This is a genomic window from Stenotrophomonas sp. 1278, from assembly GCF_029892765.1.
GTDB lineage: Bacteria > Pseudomonadota > Gammaproteobacteria > Xanthomonadales > Xanthomonadaceae > Stenotrophomonas > Stenotrophomonas indicatrix.
This window is the reverse complement of record NZ_JARXWD010000014.1, coordinates 1-22,914: the sequence shown is the minus strand read 5'-3', so window position 1 is coordinate 22,914 and position 22,914 is coordinate 1. Positions and strand designations below refer to the sequence as shown.

The following is a 22,914-nucleotide window of genomic DNA, read 5'->3' as shown; positions in this document are numbered from 1 at the left end:
CCGTCGTGTACACGGCGTTATGCTCGGGCGGTTCGTCCTTCACAGACCGGAGACCGCCATGAACACCGAATCCCTTGCTGCATCCCTTTTCCAGCAGCTGCAGCAGGGCCAGGGCCTGCAGCAGGTCTCGCAGCAGCTCGGCCTGGACAGCAGCCAGGCTACCCAGGCCGTCGGCAGCGCGCTGCCGCTGCTGCTCGGCGCGATGGGCCAGAACGCCAGCGAGCCGCAGGGTGCGCAGTCCCTCCTCAATGCCCTGCAGCGCGACCACCTCGGTTCGGGCGGCGGTGGCGGTGCTGGCAGCGGTTTCGACATCGGCAGCATCCTCGGCGCGGTGATGGGCGGTGGCGGCGGCAACGCCACCAACGGTGCCGGCATCCTCGGCTACGTGTTCGGTGGGCAGACCTCGCAGGCGGCCGAAGTGCTGGGCCAGAAGACCGGCCTGGACAGCGGCAGGTCCAGCCAGCTGCTGGCGATCCTGGCCCCCATCGTCATGTCGTTCCTGGCCCAGCGGTTTGCCCAGAGCGGCAACGCCGGCCAGCTCAGCCAGGCCCTGGGGCAGGAAGCACAGCAATCCGGCGGCGGCATCGGCAGCCTGCTCGGCGGTGCGCTCGATCAGGACGGCGATGGCCAGTTCGGCGCCAGCGATCTGTTCAAGCTCGGCGCGGGCCTGCTCAAGCGCTGATCGCGCACAACGATGCAAGCGCCGCCAGCCATAGGCAGCCACTATCGCATCGGTTGAATCAATCGAATTTACCCATCATTAGGCGATGCCTATGGTGGGTAAGCGATCTGATTCCCTCATTCGCCAGCCCACAGGTAGAGACCCATGAAAAGCGAAGCGAAGTGCCCGTTCAACCATGCCGTCGTCGGTGATGCGACGACCAACCGCGACTGGTGGCCGAACCAGCTGCGCGTGGATCTGCTCAACCAGCACTCCACGCGCTCCAATCCCCTTGATGCGGGCTTCGACTACGCCAAGGCCTTCAACGGGCTGGACTACAGCGCCCTGAAGGCCGACCTGAAGGCGTTGATGACCGACTCGCAGGACTGGTGGCCAGCCGACTTCGGCCACTACGGCGGCCTGTTCATCCGCATGGCCTGGCACAGCGCCGGCACCTACCGCATCGATGACGGCCGTGGTGGCGGTGGTCGTGGCCAGCAACGCTTCGCTCCGCTCAACAGCTGGCCGGACAACGTCAGCCTGGACAAGGCGCGGCGCCTGCTGTGGCCGATCAAGCAGAAATATGGCCAAGCCATTTCCTGGGCCGACCTGCTGATCCTGACCGGCAACGTCGCACTGGAGTCGATGGGCTTCAAGACGCTCGGCTTTGCCGGCGGCCGTCCCGATACCTGGGAGCCGGACCAGGACGTGTACTGGGGCCGCGAGACCACCTGGCTCGGTGGCGACGTGCGTTACAAGCACGGCTCGGAGGGCGTGCAAGAGGACCACGGCGTGCTGGTGTCCGATGACGACGCTGATGGCGATGTGCACTCGCGCAAACTGGAAAACCCGCTGGCCGCGGTACAGATGGGCCTGATCTATGTGAACCCGGAAGGCCCGGATGGCAATCCCGATCCGGTGCTGGCCGCGCATGACATCCGCGACACCTTCGGCCGCATGGCGATGGACGATGAGGAAACCGTCGCCCTGATCGCCGGTGGCCACAGTTTCGGCAAGACCCATGGTGCCGGCCCGGCCGACAACGTCGGCAAGGAACCGGAAGCAGCGGGCCTGGAAAGCCAGGGCCTGGGCTGGGCCAACAGCTTCGGCAGTGGCAAGGGCGGCGACACCATCACCAGCGGCCTGGAAGTCACCTGGACCCGCACCCCCGCGCAGTGGAGCCACGACTTCTTCGAGATCCTGTTCGGCAACGAATGGGAGCTGAGCAAGAGCCCGGCCGGCGCGCACCAGTGGGTCGCCAAGAATGCGGACGCAGTGATTCCCGATGCGCACGACCCGTCGAAGAAGCACCGCCCGACCATGCTGACCACCGACCTGTCGCTGCGCATGGACCCGGCCTACGAAAAGATCTCGCGGAAATTCCTTGCTGATCCGCAGGCCTTCGCCGATGCCTTCGCCCGCGCCTGGTTCAAGCTGACCCATCGCGACATGGGCCCACGTGCGCGCTATCTCGGCCCGGAGATTCCGGCCCAGGAATTCATCTGGCAGGATCCGGTGCCGGAAGCCAGGCACCCGTTGATCGATGCCAAGGACATCGCCGCGCTGAAGCAGAAGATCGCAGCGACCGGCCTGAGCGTGGCCGAGCTGGTGTCCACGGCGTGGGCCTCGGCCTCGACCTTCCGCGGTTCGGACAAGCGCGGTGGCGCCAATGGTGCACGCGTGCGCCTGGCACCGCAGAAGGACTGGGCGGTGAACCAGCCGCAGCAGCTGGCCAAGGTGCTGGCCGCGCTGGAAAAGGTCCAGGCCGAGTTCAACGGCGCGGGCAGCAAGCAGGTGTCGCTGGCCGACCTGATCGTGCTGGCCGGTGGCGTCGGCATCGAGCAGGCAGCGAAGGCCGGCGGCCATGACCTGAGCGTGCCGTTCACTCCGGGCCGCACCGATGCCAGCCAGGAACAGACCGACGTCGAATCGTTCGCGGTGCTGGAACCGGCTGCCGATGGTTTCCGCAACTACCTCAAGGGCGCTTACAGCGTGCCGGGTGAGGCGCTGCTGATCGACAAGGCTCAGCTGCTGACCCTCACCGCACCGGAAATGACCGCCCTGGTCGGTGGCCTGCGCGTGCTCGGCGCCAATGCTGACGGCGGCAGGCACGGCGTGTTCACCAGCCGTCCCGGCACGCTGAGCAACGACTTCTTCGTCAACCTGCTGGACATGGGCACCACCTGGAAGGCGACCGGTCGCGAAAGCTATGAAGGCCGCGGCCGCAGCGATGGCGCTGCGCGCTGGACCGGCACCCGTGCCGACCTGGTGTTCGGCTCCAACGCCGTGCTGCGCGCCTTGGCCGAGGTCTACGCCAGCGCCGATGGCGAGAAGAAGTTCGTGCAGGATTTCATCGCCGCCTGGACCCGGGTGATGGAGCTGGATCGCTACGACCTGCACGGTTGACCGGATATGCCATGTGCCAACCTTGGTTGGCACATGGCACTGCGCCCACCAAGGTGGGCGACTACCCGACCCCGCTGCGGGGTCTTTACCCGGTGGATGCCGACCTTGGCCGGCACATGGCACAGCGCCCACCGAGGTGGGCGACTACCAGACTCTGCTGCGGGGTCTTTACCCGGTGGATGCCAACCTTGGTTGGCACATGGCACTGCGCCCACCAAGGTGGGCGACTACCAGACTCTGCTGCGGGGTCTTTACCCGGTGGATGCCGACCTTGGTCGGCACATGGCGCAACGCCCACCAAGGTGGGCGACTACCAGCGCCCGGGCGGCGCCGTCACAGGGCGTCGATATCACCCAATGCGCGGATCAACCGGCGTGCGCGCTTGTCCGGCTTGTGCTCCGGTGCCTGGTAGCCATCACGCGCGGCAATGCGCAGCGCACGCTGTTCGGCACGGCGGGCCTTGGAGGCTTCGCTCTCGGCATACAACTGCTGCGCCACCGGCGCCGGACCGCGCTGGTCGCTCAGGCCCAGCACCTGGATCTCGAAGTGTTCTTCACCGCGATCGACCAGCAGCTGCTCTCCCACGCGTACCGCGCGCGAGGATTTCGGACGCTGCCCGGCCACGGATACCTTGCCGGTCTCGATCGCCTGTTTGGCCAGGCTGCGGGTCTTGAAGAAGCGGGCCGCCCACAACCAGATGTCCAGACGGACGCTGGGCGCCAACGGGGAAAGCTCGGACATCGGTGGGGACTACTCCGTTCGCTTGTTCAGGGGGCGCGGATTGTCGGGGTCGGTGCGGCAGCCGCTGCCCCCGATCAATGCCGGCGTGCCGGCCGCCAGGTCCTGGCGCTGGCTGCCGACCAGGCACTCGGGGCGGTCGGTCGGCCGCACCTGGGTATCGCCCAGCCGGTCACCCGACGAACATGCGGCCAGTGTCGCTGCGATCAAGGCCGCCACGATCATCCGCATCGCCTGTTGTGGTTGATGCATTGCCACATCCTGCAAACCGGCTTGATGCTAGTGTGCGCCTCCCGGGAATCGATCACCACTCCATGGCCAAAGCGCCGCTTGACCTGACCTCCGGCCCGATCGGCCGCAACCTGCTGCTGTTCGCGCTGCCGATCCTGGCAGGCAACATCGCGCAGTCGCTGAACGGCTCGGTGAATGCGGTATGGGTGGGGCGCTTCCTTGGCGAAGCGGCACTGACCGCGACCGCGAACGCCAACAACATCATGTTCTTCCTGATCGGTTCGGTGTTCGGCTTCGGCATGGCCTCGACCATCCTGATCGGCCAGGCCATCGGTGCGCGCGACATCGCCCAGGCACGACGCGTGGTCGGCACCAGCGCCACGTTCTTCATCGGCCTGTCGGTGATCATCGCCATCGCCGGCTGGTTCCTGGCCCACCCGCTGCTGGCGGCGATGGGCACGCCCGCCGCCTCGCTGCCGTTGGCCGAGGCCTACCTGCGCATCATCTTCCTGGCGATGCCAACGCTGTACGCCTTCGCCTTCCTCAGTGCGGCGCTGCGCGGTGCCGGCGATTCGCGCACGCCCTTCCGCTTCCTGCTGGTGTCGGTGGTGCTGGACATCGCCCTGAACCCGGTGCTGATCTTCGGCATGGGGCCGTTCCCGGAACTGGGCATCGCCGGCTCAGCCTGGGCCACGCTGGTGTCGCAGACGCTGTCGCTGGCCGGCCTGCTGCTGTACATGCGGCACAAGCGGCACACGCTGTGGCTGGGTCGCGCCGACATCCACCTGTTCAAGCTGGACATGACCATCCTGCGCGCGCTGGTGGTCAAGGGCGTGCCGATGGGCCTGCAGATGGTGCTGATCTCGCTGTCGGTGATCATGCTGATGACCATGGTCAACCAGTACGGCACTGACACCGGCGCAGCCTACGGTGCATCGCTGCAGCTGTGGAACTACGTGCAGATGCCGGCGATGGCGATCGGTGCGGCGTGTTCGTCGATGGCCGCGCAGAATGTCGGTGCGCAGCGCTGGGATCGCGTGCGCGGTACCGCACGCCAGGGCATCGCGTTCAACTTCCTGCTGACCGGCGCGTTGATCCTGCCGCTGGTGCTGCTGGACCAGTATTCGCTGGCCTTGTTCCTGCCGCAGGGCAGCGAGTCGCTGCAGATCGCGCGGCACCTGAACCACATCGTGATCGGTTCGTTCCTGTTCTTCGGCGTCAGCTTCGTGATCTCCGGCGTGGTGCGCTCCACTGGCGCGGTGCTGCCACCGCTGCTGATCCTGGCCGCGTCGCTGTGGGGCGTGCGCGTGCCGTTCGCCGAATTCCTGCAGCCGTACTGGGGTGCCGATGCGATCTGGTGGAGTTTCCCGGCCGGTTCGCTGGTGTCGATGCTGCTGTCGCTGGCGTATTACCGCTGGGGTGGCTGGCGCAAGGCGAGGATGATCAGTACACCGGTGCATGCCGAAGAACTCGCCACGCCCTCGGAGATTCCCGCCTGCCCGCCTTCGCCGGTGGCCGACCCGGATGCGGCACTGGAAACCATTCCACCGCGTTGAACATGCACCGGCAGTGCCGGCCGCTGGCCGGCAACCGCGCGATACCTGGGAAGTCCATGGGATTGCCGGCCAGCGGCCGGCACTACCGCTTTTTCTTTTCCGCGTTGTGCCTGGCGGCGGCGCGCAGCAGTGCTTTCAGCGCCGCGGCGTTGGGCATGCCGCCTTCGTGGATGTCGATCGCGCGGCGTGTGCCGCCTTCCAGGCTGGCATTGAACAGGCGCTTCGGGTCCGGCAACGCGGCGCCGTGGGCGAAGGTCAGCTTCACCGCCTGCTTGTAGGTTTCGCCGGTGCACAGGATGCCGTTGTGTTCCCACACCGGTGTGCCGCGCCATTTCCAGGTTTCCTCCACGTCCGGCAGCGCCTCGTGGATCAGCGCGCGCACGCGGGCGAGGATGTCGCCGCGCCAATCAGGGAGCTCGGCGATGCGGGCGTCAATCAGGGCGGCAGCGGGGAGAGCGGCATCTGCGGGATCGGACTTCTGCGTGGCCATCGCGTGGTCTCGTTCGGGGAAAGAACCTGGGGGATTACATGCGTTCGCCAGGCAGCTGGCTGGCCTGTCGCACCCAGTCGAGGAACCGCGCCTCGTCCAGCGGCTCGCCCTCAAGGATGTGCAGGTAGCGCGTGTCGGCGCTCTTGGACGGTTCAGGCGGAACAGGCTGCAACAGCGCGCCGCGGAAGAACGCGACCTTGATGTAGCGGGCGAAGCAATGGAAGCTGAGGAACCAGCCCTCGCCGGCAGCAACGCCGTACATCGGCGAGTTCCATTTCACTGCCTTGTGCACGCCGGGTACGGCCTGTTCGATCAGGGCGTCCAGACGCTCACCAACGGCCCGTTTCCAGTCCGGCATGGCAGCGATATAAGCCTGCACGGGCGCATCGCCCTCACCCTTGGCGATCTGCGGGTTACCGCCGGACAGCAGCTTCGGCGCGGCACTGCTGGCAGGTCGCTTGGCGGGCATCGCAGGGGCCATGAGGGGTGAAGGCCCGAGCGTACGCCGCCGCCCGGCAGCGGTCACGGCGCACTGCGCCATGGTCTCAGAGGCTGCTGCGGAACTGCCGCCAGGTGGGCAGCTTGCGGGCCCCGCGCAGGAACCACATCAGGGTGGCCATCACCAGGCCGAACATCACGCCTGCCGCCACCCCGGCAAGCAACAGCAGTTCCAGCGCCGGGGCCCTGCCCTGCCACAACAGCAGCCACATCAGTACCGTCCAGAACACGCCAAACAGCAGGCCCTGCAGCAGCGTATTGGTCAGGAAACCGGCCAGTATCGGCGGCGGAAGCGCGACACCCAGCCGCCACAGCATGCGGTGCAGCAAGGGGGCCGCTTCCCTCCGTGGCACCCCGGAACGGTCCAGGAAGCGCAGCGCCACCTGGATGTCCGCCGGGTATCGATGGTCGCTCTCATCCATCCATTGAAACTAACGAGGCGGCACCACAAACGCAAACGGCCGCCCAAAGGCGGCCGTCGCGGCAACAACCGAAGTTGTTTATCAGCCCTTGGTTGCCAGACGGGCAGCCTTGGCGGCAGCAGCAGCAGCCAGATCTTCCTTGATGCGGGCAGCCTTGCCTTCCAGGCCACGCAGGTAGTACAGCTTGCCGGCGCGGACCTTACCACGGCGCTTCACTTCGACCGAGTCGATGATGGCGCTGTGGGTCTGGAACACGCGCTCGACGCCGTAGCCGTGCGAGATCTTGCGCACGGTGAACGAGGAGTTCAGGCCGCCGTTCTTGGTCGCGATGACAACGCCTTCATAGGCCTGCACGCGCTCGCGGGTACCTTCCTTCACCTTCACGTTGACGACAATGGTGTCGCCCTGGCTGAACTGCGGCAGTTCGCGGGTGATCTGGGCGGATTCGAATTCCGCGACGATGGACTTGTTCAGCTTGCTCATGGGTTACACCGATTCATTGTTCGGGTGGGCGTGTCATTCGACAGCGTGGGCTCATGCAGTCACCGGACTGTGCTGCACGTTTGTTTTGGGTACTGCGCACCGGCCGGGGCCGGCGTAATTGGCCATGATAGCCGATAAAGCAGGGCTGGCGCTAGACCTTGCCCTTTTCCGCCGGGACCTGGCGGGCCAGGGCCAGCAGCTTGCGGTCGGCCTTGCCCAGCGCCTGTTCATCCAGCAGGTCCGGGCGCCGCTGTGCGGTACGGATCAACGACTGCTGCCGGCGCCAGGCGGCGATGGCGGCATGGTTGCCCGAGCGCAGCACGTCCGGCACGTCCCCCAGCGGATGCTGGGCCGGCTGGCTGTAATGCGGGCAGTCGAGCAGGCCGAGGTCGCCCTCGAAACTGTCCTGCGCCGCGGATTCGGCATCATTCAAGGCGCCCTCCTGCAGCCGGGCCACCGCGTCGATGATGACCGCCGCCCCCAGCTCGCCGCCGGACAGCACATAGTCGCCGAGGGAAATCTCCTCATCGACATTGGCGGCCAGGAAGCGCTCGTCGATGCCTTCATAGCGGCCGCAGACCAGGACCATGCGCGGCAATGCCGCCAGTTCCCGCACCTTGGCCTGGGTCAACGGCGCGCCCTGCGGGCTGAGATGGATCACCCGCGCAGGCGTCGGATCGGCCTCACGGATCGCCTGCAGGCACGCCTGCAGCGGCTCGATCAGCATCACCATGCCCGGGCCACCGCCGAACGGACGATCGTCCACCCGGCGGTAGTTGCCCTCGGCGTAATCACGGGGATTCCAGCCATGCAGGCTGAACAATCCCTTTTCCTGCGCACGGCCGACCACACCCAGCCCAGCGGACTGGGCGAGGAAATCGGGGAACAGGGTGATGACGTCGAAACGCATGCTCACACTCAGAACTCGGGGTCCCAGTCGACCACGACCAGATTGGCCTCGAAGTCGACGGATTTGACGAACTCCGGCACGACGAACGGAATCATCCGCTCGCGATCGCCGCGTACGACCACCACATCGTTGGCGCCGGTACTGAACAGGTGCGAGACCTGGCCGAGGGCAACGCCTTCGACGGTCTTCACATCCAGGCCTTCCAGATCGACCCAGTAATACTCGTCGGCATTCGGCGGCGGCAGCGCACTTCGGGCCACGAAGACCTCGGTGCCATGCATCGCCTCGACCGTGTCGCGATCCTCGATGCCCGGGAAACGGGCCACCAGATGCTTGCCGGTATCCCGGCCACGGGCGCCTTCAAGCGTCGATTCCTGCCCGTTGGGGCTGCGCAGGATCCACGGTTGGTAACGGAAAATAGCGGAACGCGGCTCGGTCCAGGACTCGAGCTTTATTTCGCCGCGCACACCAAAAGCGCCGACAATCCTGCCAAGCAGGATGCGGCGCTCGTTATCTTTCATCTGCGTTCAATCAGATGGGCCGCACCAGGGCGCGGCCCGTCAGGATCAGGCCGCAGCGGCCTGGGACTTGCTCGCTTCCTTGATCAGGTTGCGAACTTTCTCGGTCGGCTGGGCGCCGTTCTTGACCCAATGGTCAACGCGGGCCAGGTCCAGCTCGATGCGCTTCTCGCCACCCTGTGCAACCGGGTTGTAGAAGCCAACGCGCTCGATGTTGCGGCCGTCGCGGGCGCTGCGGACGTCGGTGACGATGATGTGGTAGAACGGACGCTTCTTGGCGCCGCCGCGGGTCAGTCGAATCTTGACCATGGTGGTTTTTTCCTATTGCCCAGTCGCCAGGATGGCGCGGTAAGCGGGCGATTATAGCGGCAGAGTCCGGCCGAGCCAACCCCGGGCGTCTACCCCGGGGTCAGATCCCTTTTACCGAGCAAAAGGGTTCTGACTCCAACGGTTCCATTCAGGAAAGCGACTGCCAGGGCACCCGGGCCAACACCGCCCTGCCCTGTTCGGCCAAGGCCTGCGAACCCGGCAGCACCTGACCGTCGATGGCGTCCAGCGCCCACACCCCACTGGCGTTGCAGGCGAAAGCCGCCCGCATGCCGGCCAGCTCATCCAGCCGCAACGGCCGGGTCTGCTGTGGGCCCACCCAGCCCGCCTGCAGCAGCGCTTCAGCGGTTCCCCGCAGCGCAGGCGCCTGTGGCCAGATCAGGTGTTCGCCGTCATGCACGGCCAGGTTCCAGGTGGTGCCCTCGCTGATCTGCCCGTCGGCAGTGACGAACAGCGCATCGTCGAAACCCGCTGCCAACGCGGCACGTCGCTGGGCGAACAGGCCAAACGTACCGACATGCTTGATCTGCGGCAGCTCTCGCTGCCATGTCGCGCTGCGCACGCGTTTCGGCGCGGTCAGCGCGACCGGCGCGGAGACGGCAACCAGTACATCCACCGGCACGCTTGCCAGCGGCGCGCGGAAATCGAAACGGCGCGAGAACACGGTGACCCGCATCGATGCGTCGACCTGGCTGGCCTGTTGCAGCGCCTGCGCCATCCACGCCTGCACCTGCGCGATAGCGAGCGCGCTGCCGAACAGTTCCTGCGTTGCCTTGGCCAGCCGCTGCAGATGCAGATCAAGACCCTGCACCGCGTTGCCGCGCACCTGCAACGAGGTGAAGTGGCCGTAGTTGGTCAGCGCCGGCAGCAGGTCTTCGGCCCGCGCCGTTGCGCCGTTGCAGGTCACCGTCATCGCAGCAGCGCCTGCGCCTGTTCCCACATGCCACGCAGCACGTCAGCGGCCGGCGCTGCCGGTGCCATCCACGCCGACTGCCCGGCCCAGGCCTGCATCGCAGCAAGCCGGTTTTCCTGCGTGGCCTGCTTGCGCATCGGTCCAGTCAGGCCACGCTGCACCGGGTACGGGCGCGGCGCGGGTGCGCCCTCGGCAGCAGCTGCACGCACGTAGGCAGTCGCCAGGCCGCGGCCAAGGCGCCCACTGAACGCGCGCGTCGGCCAGGTGTCTTCGGGTTCGCTGCGGGCCAACGCATCGGCCCATGCCGGCGCCACCGCTGCTTCGGGTGTGCGCAGGAAGGCCGTGCCGATCTGCACGGCACTGGCCCCGAGCATCAAGGCAGCAGCAATGCCGCGACCGTCGCCGATTCCGCCCGCAGCGATCACCGGAATATCCAGGTTGTCCGCCAGCCGCGGCAGCAGTGCGAACAGGCCGACCAGCTGCTGCTCTGCACGCATCGGATCGAAGGCGCCGCGATGGCCGCCGGCTTCGGCGCCCTGTGCGACCACCGCGTCAGCACCTGCGTCCTGCGCAGCACGCGCTTCGGCCAGCGTCGTAGCGCAGGCGATCCAGGCGATGCCCGCATCCTTCAACTGCTGCACATGACGCGGCGACAGCACGCCCATGATGGTCGAGGCCACCGCCGGCCGTGCCGCCAGCAGCGCACTGAACTGCTCCTCGAAATCGGCAGGCGTGGCATCCGCTGCGCTGGCCGCAACCTCCGGCCCCCACTGGCCCAGGAACGCACGCGTGGCGGCCTCGGCGGCCACATCGCGCACCGGCGCGGGATCGGGCAGCCACAGGTTCACCTGCGCCGGCCCGCTGGACGCTGCACGGAAGTCCTGCATCCAGCGACCGATATCCGCCGCCGGCGACAACACGGCCCCCATCGCGCCCATGCTGCCGGCGTTGGCCAGCGCGGCGGAAAGCGGAACCGGACAGGCACCGGCCATCGGTGCCAGCAGGATCGGCAGCTGCAATGAAAAACGCCGACAGAAATCGTCGGCGCGTTCGAGAATCGGCGAAAGGCTCACGCGACGCACCTGTGGGAGGAGTCGCTGCCAGCATACGCCAGACACTGTGGACGGGAGCGTCGCCCCGGGCGATCCGCTCCCGCCCGGCTCAGCGTGCAGACACCGCGTAGGTGCGGACCAGCTGGCTGTCCATTTCTTCGTTGAACTTGAACGTCACGTAGCGCGCGTCATCAGCGGCAAACTCTTCCTCGGCGCTGGCGCGACCGATCTCGGTGCCCTCGGCATCCAGCGCACGCGCCACCAGCTTGCCCTTGAAGGCCTTGTCGGCCACCACGTACACCGCCGCGTCCTTGGAGCCCATGCCACGGCTCTTGCCGAGGGTGACGGTGAGGCCCTGCGCGGCCAGGCCCGGATCGGCCTGCAGCGTCACGTTCATGCGCTTGTCCACGCCCTCGCCCAGCCCGGCGACGAAATCGGCAGCGGTACCACTGATGGCACTACCGGCCTTCTGCGACACGGAGGTGTCGTCCTTGCAGGCAACCAGGCCCAGGGCCAGCGCCATCACCACGATCGACTTGTTCATGCACATTCCTTTGATTGATTCCGTGGGTTGTTCAAGCGTCCGATACAGCGCGCGCTCAGCGGAACGGCATGCCACGGCCGCCCATGGCGCCCATCATGCCCTTCATGCTGCGCATCATGCCCTTCATGCCGCCACCGGCCATCTTGCTCATCATCTTTTCCATCTGCATGTACTGCTTCATGAGCTTGTTGACGTCGGCCGGGGTCACGCCCGAGCCCTTGGCGATGCGGGCGCGACGCGAGCCATTGAGCAGGTTCGGGTTGCGCCGTTCCTTCTTGGTCATCGAGCCGATGATGGCGATCATGCGCGGCACTTCCTTGCCCTGGCTGACCTGCTGCTTGAGGTGCTCGGGAATCTGGCCCAGGCCCGGCAGCTTGTCCATCAGGCCGCCGATGCCGCCCATGTTCTGCATCTGCTCGAGCTGGTCGCGCATGTCGTTCAGATCGAACTTCTTGCCCTTGGCGACCTTCTCGGCCAGCTTCTGCGCCTTGTCCTTGTCGACCTGCTGCTCGACCTGCTCGACCAGCGACAGCACGTCGCCCATGTCGAGGATGCGGCTGGCAATACGGTCCGGGTGGAACACGTCCAGGCCGTCCGGCTTTTCGCTGACACCGACGAACTTGATCGGCTTGCCGGTGATGTAGCGCACGCTCAGCGCGGCGCCGCCACGGGCGTCACCGTCGGTCTTGGTCAGGACCACGCCGGTCAGCGGCAGCGCATCACCGAAGGCCTTGGCGGTATTGGCCGCGTCCTGGCCGGTCATGGCATCGACCACGAACAGCGTTTCAGCCGGGTTGACCGCAGCGTGCAGGGCCTTGATCTCGGCCATCATCGCTTCGTCGATGGCCAGGCGGCCGGCGGTATCGACCAGCAGCACGTCGACGAACGACTTGCGCGCGTCATCGATGGCGGCGCGGACGATGGCTTCCGGCTTCTGCTCGGCGCTGGACGGGAAGAACAGCACGCCCACCTGGTCGGCCAGCGTCTTCAGCTGCTCGATCGCCGCCGGACGGTAGACGTCGGCCGAGACCACCATCACCTTCTTCTTGCGCTTTTCCTTCAGGTGCTTGGCCAGCTTGCCGACCGTGGTGGTCTTGCCGGCGCCCTGCAGGCCCGCCATCAGGATGATGGCCGGCGCGGGAACGTTGAGGTTCAGGTCGCTGGCTTCGGCGCCCATCACCGCGGTCAGCTCGTCGCGCACGACCTTGATCAGGGCCTGGCCCGGGGTCAGCGACTTCAGCACTTCCTGGCCGACAGCACGCACCTTGATGCGTTCGATCAGGGCCTGCACCACCGGCAGCGCGACGTCGGCTTCAAGCAGGGCGATGCGGACCTCGCGGGTCGCCTCGCGGATGTTCTCTTCGGTCAGGCGGCCACGGCCGCGCAGGCGCTCGATGGTGCCGGAAAGGCGCTGGGTCAGGGACTCGAACATGCGGCGCAACCTGTCTGAAAGCGGGGGACAATAAGGCCCACAGTATAACGGGTCCACCGCGCTCGCCGGACTGCGACGCCACGCCCGTCGCCAGCACCGCGGGGGTATGCGAAACTTCAACGATGACAATCGTTCTCATCGCCGTCCTGCTCTACCTGGCCGCCAGCGCCCTGCTGGTGCGCGCCCTTGGTCGCAACGACGGGGTGACCTCGCCCGCGTGGCTGTGGCCTGCGCTGCCGGCGATGCTGCTGCATGGCGGTTACCACGTGCTGGTGGCGATGCGCACGACCGGCGGCCCGGACATGCACTTCTTCGCCGCGTTGTCGCTGGTCGGCCTGGGAATGGCCTGGCTGACCTCGCTGGTGGGCGCGCGCGGGCGCATGTCCACTCTGGGCGTAGTGGTGTTCCCCCTAGCCGCGCTGCTGCTGGTGGTCTACCACGGCTACGGCCATGAACCGAGCAAGGTGCTGGGCTGGCGCCTGGCCAGCCACGCCTGGCTGGCACTGCTGGCCTACGCCACGCTGAGCGTCGCCGCGCTGCTGGCGATCATGCTGTGGCTGCAGGAGCGTGCGCTGCGGCGCCGTGAATTCCGTCCGTGGCTGCGTGCGCTGCCGCCGATGGCCGATCTGGAATCGCTGCTGTTCAGGGTGATCACCGTCGGCTTCGCCCTGCTGACCCTGACCCTGGTTACCGGCGTGCTGTTCGTCGACGACCTGCTGGCGCAGAAGCTGGTGCACAAGACGGTGCTGAGCGTGCTGTCGTGGATCGTGTTCGGCGTGCTGCTGATCGGCCGCCGCCGCTATGGCTGGCGCGGCACGAAGGCCGTGCATTGGACGCTGACGGCGATGCTGTTGCTGCTGCTGGCGTTCTTCGGCAGCCAGTTCGTGATCGAGCTGGTGTTCGGGCATTCGCGCTAGAGGCGTGCCGGCCAGCGGCCGGCAATCGGAGCACGGTAGATCCACGCCGTGCGTGGATGCCCCGGATGCTCAAGGCAGCGGTTGGGCCAGGATCCTGCGCACCGAGCGACCGCTGTTGGTGAGGATGTCGTCGACCTGCCAGCAGCCCTCCCCTTTGCGCACCATCGGCACGCGGGTCACGTAGGCCTTGCCCCAGACCGGATAGCGCATTTCGACCTGGCCGGCCGTGGCCGAGGCCTGCTTCCAGCTGTAGCGCACCGGGCTGTCGATCTCCCCGTCCTGCGCGTCCAGCCACGGATCGGAATCGAGCGTGCAGATGCCCTCTTCGCGCACCTGGCAGGCACGCTCGCCATGCAGCGCCTTGGCAAACGCCGCACTGACCAGTGCCTGCGGCGGCTCCAGCAGGTCGCCCTTGCCGGTGGTCGCTTCGAAGAAGGCCCGCGCCACGTCAGCCGGTTGCTGGCAGGCCGGCGCGGCCTGCACGGTGGGGGCCAGCAGCAGGCCGATGATCACCCACATCCCTGTCTTTCGCATATCCAGTTCCTTGGTGGTGGAAGGACGCCGGGCATGGCCGGCGCTACCCATGTGTGTTGCCCAGTAGCGCCGGGCCATGCCCGGCGAACGCGCAGCGCGGCAGGGATTACAACCCGTACCGTTCGATCGCGTCCAGATGCGGCCGGCGGTCCTGGTCGCAGGCCTCGGCCAGGCGCAGCCAGCAGTGTGGATGTGCCCAATCCGCCGTGGCCTGCTGCAGGAAGCGGTGCAGCGCCAGCGGCGCATGGTCCTGCGGCTGGGCGACGGTGAACAACAGGCCCGGCAACGTCCCGTCTTCCGCGTCCGGATCGGTCACGGTGTAGTCCGCACGGCTGTGCGACCACACCTTCCAGCCCTGTGCCTCGGCTGCCTCCACGAAAGCGTTCCATGCCTCCTCGCCCGGGTGCGCGCCGTCGACCAGCCAGCTGCGCGCGAAACCACCCCGCTCCAGCACATGCACCTGCGCATAGGTCGGAATGAAGTGCTCGCGCTCCGCTTCGTCCTCTGGTGCGGGGTGTACCAGGCCGGCGTCGAATACCACCCAGTCCCCCACCTGCTGCGCGCGGTTGGCCGGTGCGTTCTCGACGATGCGCGCGGTCACCGGGCCGCTGCGGCGGGCGTAGTACTCCATCGGCTCGCCGCCTTCTTCGCTGCGGATGATCACCCAGCCCCAGGGCTCTTCGACCACGCCCTGCTGGCTGGACAGTTCCATGCCGATTGCTGCCGCCGAGCGGCGCACCGCATCCCAGTCGCGCGCCGCACTGGCCGCACTCATATGATCCCAATGCGCGGCACTGGGCTCTTCCAGCAGTTCCACCAGCTGCGCATAGCAGGCCTGCGCTTCGCTGAAGCGGCCGGTCTCCATGTACATGCGGGCAAGCGTCCCGCGTGCGCCGTTCGAGCCTGGCGACAACGCCAGCAACGCCTGCGCGGCCTGTTCCAGTGCAGGCCAGTCGGACGCGCGCCGTGCACGCTGCACCTCGCACCAGTGCGCGAACACCGGCACGCTGTCGCGGTAGGTCGCGGCCAGCCTGCGCAGGCCATCATCATCGCCCTGCTCGGCCAGCCAACGCATCAGCGTGTAGGCCGCCGCGCCGTCTTCCTGCGCGTGGCCGCGCACGAAGCCCCACAGCAGCGCCTGCGCTTCCGTCTTCGCGCCACATGCGTGCAGCGCCGAGGCGGCGACCTCGGCCAGCGCGCCGTCGTCCGGCCGCTCGGCGTGCGCCTGCAGCAGCCACTGCGCTTCGCGCTCGGGATCGCGCGACTGATTCTGTTCGCCCTGCGCTTCCAGCCACGCCAGCAGCTCAGCGGCAGGCACCGGCAGCGGCGCCATCTGCGGCAGCGCTTCGATGCGTGCCGCCAGACCGGCCACCAGCGCGGCAGCGCCGCGGTCCTGGCGCAGCTGCGCCAGATGGGTGCGGGCCAGACCCAGCTGGCGCTGCGCCACCCAGCGTGCACCGCGCTGCAGGGCCAGCTCCAGGCTCAACGCGGCGATCTCGATCACCAGGCGATGCGCGCCGACGGCGGCGAAGTGCTCGATGATCGTGTTGAAGCGCGTTCCCAGATCCCAGGTGTTGCGGGTGGCATCACGGCTGCAGAGTGTCGAAGCGGTATTGGCCCACAACCGCCAGTGATTCGGCGTCAGCTCGCTCCATGGCACCAGCTGCTGCAGCGCCTCTTCATCGCGCCCCAGCTGGGCCAGTGCCCAGGCCTTGGACAGCCGGCGCGGCACCGTGCAGTTGGCTGGCTCGTATTCGCCCGCAGCGGCCACTTCGGCTTCGCGCTTCTCGATCAGCGCCAGCGCTTCCTGCGCACGGCCGCTGGCCAGCAGGATCTTGATCTGCATTTCAGGGAAGCTGTCGAACACTTCCTTGCCGCGCGCCTGGATCGCCGCCGCCTGCACCTGCAGGTAATCCAGCGCGTCCTGGCCGCGGCCGTCGTCCAGCAGCGCGTCGGCCTTCTCGCAGCTCAGGCACTGGAAGCAGGCCCAGCTCGGGTCGATGCGGCCCAGCGTCTCGTCGCAGACCTCGATGCGTTCGGGCACCCAGCCCGGACCATCGATGTTGCCGTAGCAGGCGGCAAGATCCTGGGTGACGCAGATCGACTGCGGGCAGTCCAGGGTATCGGCACGGTGTGCGCGCTCGAACAGCGCCACCGACTCGCCCAGCGCGCTTTCGCCTTCCACGCGGTTGCCGACGCGGTTGCGCAGCGCCCAATGGCCGACATAGACGTCGACCCAGGGGTTGTCCAGCGCCTTGCCCAGCGCGCGCGCTTCGGGCAGCAGTGCATCGACGCGGTCGACCTGCAGTTCACTGACTTCATCGGCAAGGCGGGTCAGCAGGTGGGCGTTCTGCGCCTGGCCTGCCTGGCGCAGGTCTTCCTGCAGTTTTTCGACCCAGTTCCAGATATCCATGGGGGTAATGCTCCTGTCTAGCGAAGGCTGGATGAGAGGGAGTAGCGGTGCTCAGCGCAGCATCTGCTGCAGGGCACCGGCAATGTCGGTAAATGCACCATTGAGATCGGGGCCCGGCGTCGCCGCGCTCTGCTGCAGCGGCCGGCCCTGTGCGGACACGATGATCTTCAGCGATCGCAGCAGGCGCGCGGCCGCCCCGGCCTGCGGGTGGCCCTCGCGCTGGGCCTGCAGCAACGCCTGCACCGCTGGATTGTCCAGGTTGAGGTACAGCCGCGACGGCGCACGCGCCTCGATGCGCGCGGTGAACTGGCGCGCCAGCCGCAGTGCCGCCATCGATACGCGCTTGTCGTTCTCGTCGTCTTCCAGGCGCTGTTTCAGTTCGGCTTCGCGGTCGGGCACCACCACCACCGGCAACGCCTCGGGGCTGAACCGCGCGGGCAGCAGCTGTTCGCCGTCGCCCAGGTGTTCGCGCAGCCAGGCCAACTGCGTATCGTCAAGGCTGTCGTCGGTGCGGAACAGTGCGCGGTTGCCCTGCTCGGTACCCAGTTCGACCAGGCGCAGGCCCTTGGCCTGGGCCCAGCGCCGCAGGAACGGCACCACCGCGTAGCGATGACCATGCGCGACCGGCACGCCCATCGCGCGGAACAGCATTTCCTCGAAGCCACCACCGTTGTCGAGGATCACATGCACTGCGCCGCGCGCCGGCAACGCGCTGGCCGGCAGGTCACCCTGCGAAGTCGGCACCCGCACGTGTTCCAGCAGCAGGTCGAACAGGCGCTCATCGCACAGCGCCGCGCCGAGCAGGGCTTCGTTGTGGCGGCTGAGCACGCGGCGCCAGGCTTCGGGCTGCTGCCGCGCGACGTCAGCCAGGCCATCGATCAGCGCTTCCAGCAGGGCGTGCTGCACGGCGCGATAGTGGTCATCGCGCTGCAGGTCCTCGCGGCTGGCGGTCGGGGTCAGCTTCGACGATTCGATCACCCCGCCGATGAAACCGGCCCAAGGCGGCAGCAGGTCGCGTGCATCGTCGTCCAGCAGCATGCCGCGCACGAACACCGACAGGTTGCGGTTGTCGCTGGTGCCGTAGGTGGCACCGTCCTGCACCCAGAGCATGCCAACGGCGTCGCTGCTGCCATCGGGCTGCAGCGGCATCGTCACGATGGGCTCGAAATCGTGTTCGAAACGGGCCGCGAACTGCTGCGCCTGGCGGCGTGCCTGCACCGGATGCAGGGCGACGTCACCCTGCCCGCGCCACGGCGGCGGTTCGGGATTGATCGCGGCCGTCGCCGCACCGATGAAGATCGGCTCGGACAGCAGCGCGCAGTAGCGGCCCAGCACCTCGTGCAGGCGCGCTTCGTTGGCCAGCGGCAGGAAGTCCGGATGCAGCTCCAGCTCGACCTCGGTGCCGATCGCGCGCGCCGGCACTTCGCTGACGGTGTACTGCTCGGCGTTGCTGGACACGTACAGGTGGCCCAGCTGCGGCGCCTGGTACGAGGTGGTGCGCACGCTGACACGGCGCGCCAATACGAAGGCCGACAGGAAACCCAGGCCGAACATGCCGATCAGGCCTTCATTGTCCTCGCCGTCCTGGCGCAGGCCCCGGGTGTAACCGACACCGACCGTGGCCAGGTAATCGTGGATTTCCTGCCGGGTCAGGCCGGCACCGGTATCGGTGATGCGCAGCACGCCGGCGGCGACATCGACCTGCACGTCGATGCGCGACACACTCTGGATGCCGGGCTGCTCGATACGGCGACGGATGATCGAATCGTGCGCGTTCTGCACAAGCTCGCGCAGCGCCACCATCGGCGTGGAATACAGGTGCTTGCCCAGCACCGTCATCAGTCCATTGAGATCGACCCCGGCGCGGCGGATTTCGGCGGCGGGGGTGCTGAACATCGGGTCCTGCATGTAAACGATTACTCCTTGCCACGGAAAGGCGCCAGGGGGCGCCTTCGTCGAGCCGGGAAAACTAGCACAGGCTGGCTGACCGCTGCTGTGCCGTCGGCCGCATCTGCAGGTCCGAGCACGGACCCGCCCCGGTCACGCCGCGTCGATGGCCTCGGACAGGCGTTCGACCGCGATCACTTCCATGCCCTTCACCGAGCCGCCCTTGGGGGCATTGGCCTTGGGCACGATGGCGCGCTTGAAACCGTGGGTCGCCGCCTCGCGCAGGCGATCCTCGCCGTTGGGCACCGGCCGGATCTCACCGGACAGGCCGACTTCGCCGAATGCGATGGTCTTCTCGGCCAGCGGACGGTCCTGCAGCGAGGAAAGAACCGCCAGCAGCACCGGCAGGTCGGCGGCGGTCTCCTGCACGCGGATGCCGCCGACCACGTTGACGAACACGTCCTGGTCGCCGACCAGCACGCCGCCATGCCGATGCAGCACCGCCAGCAGCATGGCCAGGCGGTTCTGCTCCAGCCCCACCGCCACGCGGCGCGGATTGGACAGCGGCGAGGCGTCGACCAGCGCCTGCACTTCCACCAGCAGCGGCCGGGTGCCCTCGCGGGTAACCATCACGCAGCTGCCCGGCTGGTGCGTGCTGGCACCGGAAAGGAAGATCGCCGACGGATTGGAGACCTCCTTCAGGCCCTTGTCGCCCATCGCGAACACGCCCAGTTCGTTGACCGCACCAAAGCGGTTCTTGAACGCGCGCAGCAGGCGGAAGCGGCTGCCGCTCTCGCCTTCGAAATACAGCACGGCATCGACCATGTGCTCCAGCACGCGCGGGCCGGCGATGCCGCCTTCCTTGGTCACATGGCCGACCAGGAACACGGCGGTTCCGGTTTCCTTGGCGAAGCGCACCAGCCGTGCGGCACTCTCGCGCACCTGGCTGACCGAACCGGGCGCGGCGGTCAGCGTCTCGGTCCAGAGCGTCTGTACCGAATCGGCCACGATCAGCCGCGGCCCACTCTTGGTGGCGTGCTGCAGGATGGATTCGACACCGGTCTCGGCCAGCGCGTTGACGCCCTCCAGCGGCAGCTCCAGCCGATGCGCGCGGCCGGCGACCTGGGCCAGTGATTCTTCACCGGTGACGTAGAGCACCGGCAGGACCGCAGCCATCTTCGCCACCGCCTGCAGCAGCAGGGTGGATTTGCCGATGCCCGGATCACCACCGACCAGCACCACCGCGCCCTCGACCAGGCCGCCGCCCAGCACGCGGTCGAATTCGCCGATGCCGGTGCTGACCCGGTTGTGTTCGGTCTGCGCCACGTCCTTCAGTGCGGTGATCTTCGGCGGGTCGATCTTGCCCGCCCAGCCGGCACGGCGCGAGGCGGGCGCCTTGGCCGCCGCAGCGCTCTCAAGGACGATTTCCGACAGCGAGTTCCAGGCATTGCACTCGGTGCACTGGCCTTGCCACTTGCTGTATTCGGCGCCGCATTCATTGCAGACATACGCGGTGCGGGCTTTGGCCATCGGAGATTTCCTGCAGGGGCAACGAGCGTGGCAGGATAGCCGAGCCGGGTCGCAGCTGCTGCGACCACTCAAGTCCCACCCGTCGGTGCCGATAGCGGTGGCGGGCGTGCGCCTTGCGGGCGCCCCTCCCTCCTCCTCTGGATTCAACATGACTGGTAGTTACAGTCAGAGCCTGGTCGCCATCTCGTTGCTGGTGGCCATGCTGGCATCGTATACCGCGCTGGATATGGCCGGCCGCCTGGCCACGGCCCAGGGCCGGGTCGCCCGCTGGTGGCTGGCCGGCGGTGCCGCCGCGATGGGCCTGGGCATCTGGTCGATGCACTTCATCGCGATGCTGGCCTTCAAGCTGCCGGTTCCGGTCGGTTACGACCTGGCGATCACCCTGTATTCGCTGGCGGTGTCGATCGGCGCCTCGGCCTATGCGCTGTGGCTGGTGTCGCGCCCCAGCCTGCCGTTGCAGCGGCTGGCCGCGGGTGCGGTGCTGATGGGACTGGGTATCGCCGCCATGCACTACCTGGGCATGGCCGCCATGCGCATGCAGCCCGGTATCGATTACCACCCCGGCTGGTTTGCCGCGTCGATCGCAGTGGCCATCGCTGCTGCCGGTGCAGCGCTGTGGATTGCCTTCCGGCTGCGCGTGGAACAGCGCAACACGGTGCGCCTGCGGATGCTGGCGTCGCTGGTGATGGGCCTGGCCATCGTCGGTATGCACTACACCGGCATGGCCGCCGCGCGCTTCCCGCCAGGCAGCGTCTGCGGCGCCATCGGCAGCGGCGGCATCGATCCCCGCTGGCTGGCAGTGCTGGTGATCGTGACCACCCTGGCCACGCTCGGCATCGCCCTGGTGGCCTCGCTGTTCGACCGCCAGATGCGCGTGCGCACCGGCCTGCTGGCCGATTCCCTGGCGCACGCCAACGACAAGCTGATCCAGGCCGCACTGCACGACCCGCTGACCCAGCTGCCGAACCGCATGCTGCTGCAGGATCGCATCGAGCAGGCCATCGAGAAGGCGCAACGCCGCCAGCAGTCGGTGGCGGTGATGTTCTGCGACCTGGATGGCTTCAAGGCCGTCAACGATGCCTATGGCCACCAGCTGGGTGACCGACTGCTGGTCGCGGTGGCCCAGCGCCTGGGGGCGCAGCTGCGCCCGCAGGACACCCTCGCCCGCCTCGGCGGCGACGAGTTCGTGATCGTGCTGGCCATCGATGCACCTGATGATGCGGCGGTGGTCGCCGAGCGGGTGATCGCCGCGGCCGGTGAACCGTTCGTGCTGGACGCGGCGGAGCTGCAGGTCACCGCCAGCCTGGGCATTGCCCTGTATCCGGACGATGCCAGCGACGAACGCGAGTTGATGGCACATGCCGATGCGGCGATGTACCACACCAAGGAAACCGGCCGGAACGGCTACACCTTCTTCATTCCCTCGATGCAGCTCAGTGCCAACCGCCAGCTGCGGCTGCTGCAGGACCTGCGCAAGGCGATCGCGCGCAACGAGCTGCTGCTGCACTACCAGCCGAAATTTCCGGCGGCCGATGCACCGGCCACCGGCGCCGAGGCGCTGCTGCGCTGGCAGCACCCCGAACTGGGCCTGCTGGCACCGGACGTGTTCATTCCCATCGCCGAGCGCAGCGGCCTGATCCTGCCGATCGGCGACTGGGTGCTGGACCAGGCGTGCGCGCAGCTGCGCGCCTGGCATGACGGCGGACACAGCCATTGGACGATGGCGGTGAACCTGTCGCCGCTGCAGTTCGCCTCGCCGGCCCTGCTTGAAAGCGTGCGTTCGGTCCTGCAGCGGCACCGCATCGACCCGGCGCGGCTGACCCTGGAGATCACCGAAACCACGGCGATGAAGGATGTCGAGGCCAGCCTGGCGATCCTCAACGACCTGACCGCGATGGGCGTGCACATCGCCATCGATGATTTCGGTACCGGCTATTCCAGCCTGCTGTACCTCAAGCGCATGCCGGCCACCGAGCTGAAGATCGACCGGGCGTTCGTGCATGACCTTGAACGCAATGACGAAGACTCCGCCATCGTGTCCTCGATCATCGCGCTGGGCCGTACCCTGCAGCTGCAGGTGGTGGCCGAGGGCGTGGAGACCCAGGCCCAGCGCGATTACCTGAGCGAGCTGGGCTGCGACCAGCTGCAGGGTTACCACCTGGGGCGGCCGATGGAGGCCGAGGAATTCCTGCGCAAGGTGGGTTAGAGGCAACCGCATCCACGCATGGCGTGGATCTACTGCATCCTCCGGGTGCATTGAACGGCAACTGCATCCACGCATGGCGTGGATCTACTGCATCCTCCGGGTGCATTGAACGGCAACCGCATCCACGCATGGCGTGGATCTACTGCATACCCCGGGTGCATTGAACGGCAACTGCATCCACGCATGGCGTGGATCTACTGCATCCTCCGGGTGCATTGAACGGCAACCGCATCCACGCATGGCGTG

22 protein-coding genes are annotated in these 22,914 nt (G+C 67.4%); 5 read left to right on the top strand and 17 right to left on the bottom strand.

Annotated features, from left to right (window positions below; genetic code table 11):
- Positions 1 to 58: 58 nt before the first annotated feature.
- The gene (locus tag M2299_RS13140) at positions 59 to 682 is read left to right on the top strand and encodes a DUF937 domain-containing protein (protein WP_280884492.1); all 624 of its coding nucleotides are present in this window, start codon (positions 59 to 61) and stop codon (positions 680 to 682) included.
- A 144-nt stretch (positions 683 to 826) separates the two neighbouring features.
- On the top strand, positions 827 to 3,067 hold the full coding sequence (gene katG / locus M2299_RS13135) for a catalase/peroxidase HPI (RefSeq protein ID WP_099783277.1): 2,241 nt from the start codon (positions 827 to 829) through the stop codon (positions 3,065 to 3,067).
- Between the two features lie 333 nt (positions 3,068 to 3,400).
- Here katG and M2299_RS13130 read toward each other — a convergent pair whose 3' ends face one another.
- The gene (locus tag M2299_RS13130) at positions 3,401 to 3,808 is read right to left on the bottom strand and encodes an RNA-binding S4 domain-containing protein (protein WP_025873812.1); all 408 of its coding nucleotides are present in this window, start codon (positions 3,806 to 3,808) and stop codon (positions 3,401 to 3,403) included.
- Between the two features lie 9 nt (positions 3,809 to 3,817).
- The gene (locus M2299_RS13125; protein WP_099842143.1) at positions 3,818 to 4,057 is read right to left on the bottom strand and encodes a hypothetical protein; all 240 of its coding nucleotides are present in this window, start codon (positions 4,055 to 4,057) and stop codon (positions 3,818 to 3,820) included.
- Positions 4,058 to 4,119: 62 nt separating this feature from the next.
- Here M2299_RS13125 and M2299_RS13120 point away from each other — a divergent pair, with 62 nt between their 5' ends.
- The gene (locus M2299_RS13120) at positions 4,120 to 5,592 is read left to right on the top strand and encodes an MATE family efflux transporter (RefSeq protein ID WP_280884491.1); all 1,473 of its coding nucleotides are present in this window, start codon (positions 4,120 to 4,122) and stop codon (positions 5,590 to 5,592) included.
- 82 nt (positions 5,593 to 5,674) lie between these two features.
- Here M2299_RS13120 and M2299_RS13115 read toward each other — a convergent pair whose 3' ends face one another.
- From M2299_RS13115 to ffh, 11 genes are all read right to left on the bottom strand, one after another.
- Complete coding sequence (locus M2299_RS13115) at positions 5,675 to 6,082, bottom strand: DUF1801 domain-containing protein (protein WP_032976004.1); 408 nt, start codon at positions 6,080 to 6,082, stop codon at positions 5,675 to 5,677.
- 34 nt (positions 6,083 to 6,116) lie between these two features.
- Complete coding sequence (locus M2299_RS13110) at positions 6,117 to 6,551, bottom strand: DUF1801 domain-containing protein (RefSeq protein ID WP_099783273.1); 435 nt, start codon at positions 6,549 to 6,551, stop codon at positions 6,117 to 6,119.
- 76 nt (positions 6,552 to 6,627) lie between these two features.
- Positions 6,628 to 7,002: a DUF6404 family protein gene (locus tag M2299_RS13105; protein WP_032976001.1), complete on the bottom strand. Its 375-nt coding sequence runs from the start codon at positions 7,000 to 7,002 to the stop codon at positions 6,628 to 6,630.
- Between the two features lie 81 nt (positions 7,003 to 7,083).
- Positions 7,084 to 7,485 (bottom strand): 50S ribosomal protein L19, encoded by a 402-nt coding sequence (gene rplS, locus M2299_RS13100; RefSeq protein ID WP_025873818.1) that lies wholly within the window; start codon positions 7,483 to 7,485, stop codon positions 7,084 to 7,086.
- Positions 7,486 to 7,636: 151 nt separating this feature from the next.
- Positions 7,637 to 8,395 carry a tRNA (guanosine(37)-N1)-methyltransferase TrmD gene (gene trmD / locus M2299_RS13095; protein WP_099783269.1) on the bottom strand — a complete coding sequence of 253 codons (759 nt, stop codon included), beginning with the start codon at positions 8,393 to 8,395 and terminating at the stop codon, positions 7,637 to 7,639.
- An 8-nt stretch (positions 8,396 to 8,403) separates the two neighbouring features.
- Positions 8,404 to 8,916 carry a ribosome maturation factor RimM gene (gene rimM, locus M2299_RS13090; protein ID WP_025873820.1) on the bottom strand — a complete coding sequence of 171 codons (513 nt, stop codon included), beginning with the start codon at positions 8,914 to 8,916 and terminating at the stop codon, positions 8,404 to 8,406.
- A 45-nt stretch (positions 8,917 to 8,961) separates the two neighbouring features.
- Positions 8,962 to 9,222 carry a 30S ribosomal protein S16 gene (gene rpsP, locus M2299_RS13085; protein ID WP_025873821.1) on the bottom strand — a complete coding sequence of 87 codons (261 nt, stop codon included), beginning with the start codon at positions 9,220 to 9,222 and terminating at the stop codon, positions 8,962 to 8,964.
- 148 nt (positions 9,223 to 9,370) lie between these two features.
- Complete coding sequence (locus tag M2299_RS13080) at positions 9,371 to 10,153, bottom strand: aminotransferase class IV family protein (RefSeq protein WP_280884490.1); 783 nt, start codon at positions 10,151 to 10,153, stop codon at positions 9,371 to 9,373.
- The gene (locus tag M2299_RS13075) at positions 10,150 to 11,226 is read right to left on the bottom strand and encodes a nitronate monooxygenase (RefSeq protein ID WP_099842140.1); all 1,077 of its coding nucleotides are present in this window, start codon (positions 11,224 to 11,226) and stop codon (positions 10,150 to 10,152) included. Before M2299_RS13075 ends, M2299_RS13080 begins: the two co-directional genes overlap by 4 nt.
- 88 nt (positions 11,227 to 11,314) lie before the next feature.
- Complete coding sequence (locus M2299_RS13070) at positions 11,315 to 11,749, bottom strand: hypothetical protein (RefSeq protein WP_025873823.1); 435 nt, start codon at positions 11,747 to 11,749, stop codon at positions 11,315 to 11,317.
- A gap of 55 nt (positions 11,750 to 11,804) precedes the next feature.
- Entirely contained in the window at positions 11,805 to 13,181 is a 1,377-nt protein-coding gene (gene ffh / locus M2299_RS13065) for a signal recognition particle protein (RefSeq protein WP_100435978.1), read from the bottom strand.
- A 122-nt stretch (positions 13,182 to 13,303) separates the two neighbouring features.
- Between ffh and ccsA the strand changes: the two genes are divergently transcribed.
- Positions 13,304 to 14,098: a cytochrome c biogenesis protein CcsA gene (ccsA, locus tag M2299_RS13060; RefSeq protein WP_099842139.1), complete on the top strand. Its 795-nt coding sequence runs from the start codon at positions 13,304 to 13,306 to the stop codon at positions 14,096 to 14,098.
- Between the two features lie 69 nt (positions 14,099 to 14,167).
- Here ccsA and M2299_RS13055 read toward each other — a convergent pair whose 3' ends face one another.
- From M2299_RS13055 to radA, 4 genes are all read right to left on the bottom strand, one after another.
- Positions 14,168 to 14,632, bottom strand: coding sequence for a hypothetical protein (locus M2299_RS13055; RefSeq protein WP_059063500.1), 465 nt, complete (start codon positions 14,630 to 14,632; stop codon positions 14,168 to 14,170).
- Between the two features lie 106 nt (positions 14,633 to 14,738).
- Entirely contained in the window at positions 14,739 to 17,045 is a 2,307-nt protein-coding gene (locus tag M2299_RS13050) for a tetratricopeptide repeat protein (protein WP_280884489.1), read from the bottom strand.
- A 51-nt stretch (positions 17,046 to 17,096) separates the two neighbouring features.
- Positions 17,097 to 18,953 carry an ATP-binding protein gene (locus M2299_RS13045; protein WP_218788960.1) on the bottom strand — a complete coding sequence of 619 codons (1,857 nt, stop codon included), beginning with the start codon at positions 18,951 to 18,953 and terminating at the stop codon, positions 17,097 to 17,099.
- Positions 18,954 to 19,085: 132 nt separating this feature from the next.
- Positions 19,086 to 20,462, bottom strand: a complete 1,377-nt coding sequence (radA, locus tag M2299_RS13040) for a DNA repair protein RadA (protein WP_025873829.1) — start codon at positions 20,460 to 20,462, stop codon at positions 19,086 to 19,088.
- Between the two features lie 148 nt (positions 20,463 to 20,610).
- Here radA and M2299_RS13035 point away from each other — a divergent pair, with 148 nt between their 5' ends.
- Complete coding sequence (locus tag M2299_RS13035; protein ID WP_025873830.1) at positions 20,611 to 22,668, top strand: bifunctional diguanylate cyclase/phosphodiesterase; 2,058 nt, start codon at positions 20,611 to 20,613, stop codon at positions 22,666 to 22,668.
- The last annotated feature ends 246 nt before the right edge of the window (positions 22,669 to 22,914 follow it).